Annotated in this window: 3 protein-coding genes; all 3 read left to right on the forward strand. The window is 32.2% G+C overall.

What is annotated here, in order from left to right; genetic code table 11:
- The first annotated feature begins 62 nt into the window (after positions 1-62).
- On the forward strand, positions 63-1,973 hold the full coding sequence (locus tag ACI3VO_RS08990) for an ABC transporter ATP-binding protein (RefSeq protein ID WP_439757590.1): 1,911 nt from the start codon (positions 63-65) through the stop codon (positions 1,971-1,973).
- Between the two features lie 214 nt (positions 1,974-2,187).
- A complete protein-coding gene (locus ACI3VO_RS08995) occupies positions 2,188-2,514 on the forward strand; it encodes a hypothetical protein (protein ID WP_439757591.1) in 327 nt (108 codons plus the stop codon).
- A gap of 11 nt (positions 2,515-2,525) precedes the next feature.
- The coding region (locus tag ACI3VO_RS09000) for a peptidoglycan D,D-transpeptidase FtsI family protein (protein ID WP_439757592.1) at positions 2,526-3,748 on the forward strand (1,223 nt) is incomplete at its 3' end.

Consider the following 3,748-nt stretch of genomic DNA (forward strand, 5'->3'; position numbering starts at 1 on the left):
TGAATTAAAAGTAAACAATTCTATATATAGAGAGGTTTATGAATCACAAATGAAGGGAGCTGATGACAATGAGTAGAGGATTTGGTAAAAATGACAAAAGACCAAACGCTCCTAAAGGTAATCCTATGAAGACTTTAAAGAGGATAATGGATTATATATTTAAGGAATATAAATTTTTATTCTTTATAGTGTTAATAACTATATTTATAAGTTCAATCGTTTCTGTTATAGGAAATTTATTTTTGAAAAGCTTAATAGATGACTATATAGTACCTCTTATAGGAAGTACTAACCCTAATTTTGTACCTCTATTAAAGGCATTATGTATAATGGCTGCAATTTTCTATACAGGTGTAATATCATCGTATATATATAGTAGACTTATGGTAAATATATCTCAAGGAACATTAAAAAACATACGTGATGATTTATTTGAGCATATGGAAAAGCTTCCGATTAAGTACTTTGATACAAATGCTCACGGAGATATTATGAGTATTTATACAAATGATACAGATACTTTAAGACAGATGATAAGTCAGAGTATACCTCAGCTTATATCTTCAGTAATAACTATAGTAGGGACTTTGATATCTATGATAGTAATAAGTCCAATACTTACAGTTTTAGTTTTATTGATGGTAGTTGTTATGTATAGGGTTATGAAGGTTGTAGGTGGTAAAAGCTCTCATTACTTTATAAATCAACAAAAGGATCTAGGTGCAGTCAATGGATATATTGAAGAAATGATGGAGGGGCAAAAGGTCGTTAAAGTATTCTGCCATGAGGAAGAATCAAATAGTAAATTCAATGAGTTAAATGACAAATTATTTGAAAGTGCAGATAATGCCAACGGCTTTGCAAATATGCTTATGCCTATAATGAATAATATAGGTAATATAAGCTATGTTTTAATACTTGCTATTGGAGCAGTCTTAGCTATAACTGGTGTAGGAGGTCTTACTTTAGGTGGATTAGCTTCCTTTTTACAACTTACTAGAAGCTTTAATATGCCAGTAAGCCAAGTATCTCAACAATTTAACTCTATAATAATGGCTCTTGCTGGAGCAGGTAGAATATTTACACTTATAGACCAAGAACCAGAGGTAGATAATGGATATGTAACTTTAGTAAATGCCGTAGAAGAAGACGGAGAAATTAGAGAAGTAGAAGAACGTACAGGAACTTGGGCGTGGAAGCATCCTCATAAAGCAGAAGGTACTGTGACATATACTAAGCTAAGTGGAGATGTAGTATTCGATGGTGTGGACTTCGGTTATAATGACGATAAGATAGTTTTACACGATATAAGACTTTATGCTAAGCCAGGTCAAAAGGTGGCCTTCGTAGGAGCTACAGGTGCAGGAAAAACTACAATTACAAACTTAATAAATAGATTTTACGATATACAAGATGGAAAAATCAGATACGATGGAATCAATATAAATAAAATCAAAAAAGACGATTTAAGAAGATCATTAGGCATAGTACTTCAAGATACGCATTTATTTACTGGAACTGTAATGGAAAATATCCGATACGGAAAATTAGATGCAACTGACGAAGAAGTTATAAAGGCTGCTAAGCTTGCGAATGCACATGGATTTATATCTCATCTAAAGGATGGATATAATACTGTTTTAACAGGAGATGGAAGTAATCTATCTCAAGGACAAAGACAGCTTTTATCAATTGCTAGAACTGCTATATCAGATCCACCAGTATTGATATTAGATGAAGCTACATCTAGTATAGATACTAGAACAGAAAAAATAGTTCAAGACGGAATGGATAAATTGATGGAGGGAAGAACAGTATTTGTAATAGCGCATAGATTGTCTACAATAAAAAATTCTGATGTAATTATGGTGTTAGATCAAGGTAGAATAATTGAACGTGGAAGTCATGACGAGCTTATTGAAAAACATGGCAAATACTATCAATTATATACTGGTGCTTTTGAATTAGAATAGTATACTAGAAATACACTTAATTTTAGTGGATAAAACTAAATTTAGGTGTATTTTTTTTGTTTCAATTTAAAATATATTAAAAAATATTGAAATAAAAAAATTGAATTTGTATTTATATGTATATTTTTTTAGAAATTTTTTTAGAGGAGGATATATCTAAAATAAATAATTCTTTAATTGAGACTATATATGTTTAGACTTAGGAGGTCGCGATATGAAGGAAAGTAAAGAAAAAATAAAGAGTTTTAAAGCATATAAAAGAAGGAAAAGGAATAAAAATAAAAGAGGTGTACTCTTGATCGTTTTAATAGCATCGATAGGGATTGGAAATTTATGTATTTATGAGATCTCTTCAAGCTTAAAATACGATATATATTATCTGGAAAAGGATTTAAAAAAGAAGCAGAATAAATTAGAAGCTTTAGAAGTAGAAAATATAGGTGATAAAAGCTCAAATAACTTAGAAGAAGAGGCTAGTTCAAAATTGAATATGATTTATCCAACAGAATATCAAAAAAGATATATTTCTGTAGACGATTAAAGGAGGATGAAATGAAAAAAATAAGGATTAAAAGTAAAAAAAGATTGGTATTAGTTCTTATTTGTGCATGTAGCTTGTTTTTAATATTGATAGTGAGAACCTGTTATTTACAGCTGATAAAGGGTGAGTGGCTCAGCACTAAAGCTTCGGAGCAGCAGACAAGAGAAATTCCTATAGAGGCAAAAAGAGGAACTATTTACGATAAAAATATGAAGGAGCTAGCTGTAAGCGTTACTAAATACACTATTTGGTGTAAGCCAGTTGAAGTTAAGGACAAAGAAGAGACTGCGAAGAAAATCGCGAGTATAGTAAAAGATAAGGATTATGAAGAAATTCTAAAATTGGTATCCAAAACAGATCAAGCATTGGTTAGAATTCAAAGATGGGTAGATGATGATGTAGCTGATAAAATACAAAGTCAGTCTCTGTCTGGCATATGGGTATCAGAGGATCCAAAAAGATATTATCCATATGGGAATTTTGCATCATATGTTTTAGGCCATACTTCAGCAGACGGCTCTGGAGTGAGCGGTGTTGAATTAAAATACGATAGCAAATTACAAGGAGAAGAAGGAAAGTTGATAGTCAGCACTGATGCATCTGGTAGGGAAATTAACCAAGGTGTAGAGCAGTATTATGAGCCTACACAGGGAAATGGAATAGTGCTTACTATAGATGAAGTGATTCAAAGCTATGCAGAAAAAGCAGCCCAAAGAGCTTACGAATTAAACAATGCTAAAAGAGTTAAAATAATAGCTATGGATCCAAAGACGGGAGATATTTTAGCTATGGCATCAAAGCCTGATTACGACCCAAATACCCCTACAAAGGCGATATATCCTTATTTCGAACAGCTATTAGAAAGCTATGACGACGATAAAAAAATAAACGCATATTATGAAATGTGGAGAAATACACTTATAAGTGATACATATGAACCGGGTTCTACCTTTAAACTGATAACATCTACAGCATCAGTTGAAGAAAATGTAATCAAACCAAACGAGCATTTTACATGTACAGGTAGTGTGAATGTTGAGGGTCAGAAAATAAAATGTTGGAGATCCTACAGACCTCATGGAAGTGAGACATTTGAACAGGCAGTACAAAATTCATGTAACCCAGTTTTTGTGGAATTAGGGAGAAGATTAGGTGTAAGCAAATTATACGATTATATAGAAGGATTTGGGCTTACGAGTAAAACAGGCATAGATTTAGTAGGAGAGGCGAACAG

The organism is Intestinibacter sp., from assembly GCF_051866655.1.
Lineage (GTDB): Bacteria > Bacillota > Clostridia > Peptostreptococcales > Peptostreptococcaceae > Intestinibacter.

Excerpts from the sequence above, each read along its gene's own strand:
- ACI3VO_RS08990 (WP_439757590.1), top strand. The coding sequence starts at position 63 with ATGACAATGAGTAGAGGATTTGGTAAAAATGACAAAAGACCAAACGCT.
- ACI3VO_RS08995 (WP_439757591.1), top strand. The coding sequence starts at position 2,188 with ATGAAGGAAAGTAAAGAAAAAATAAAGAGTTTTAAAGCATATAAAAGA.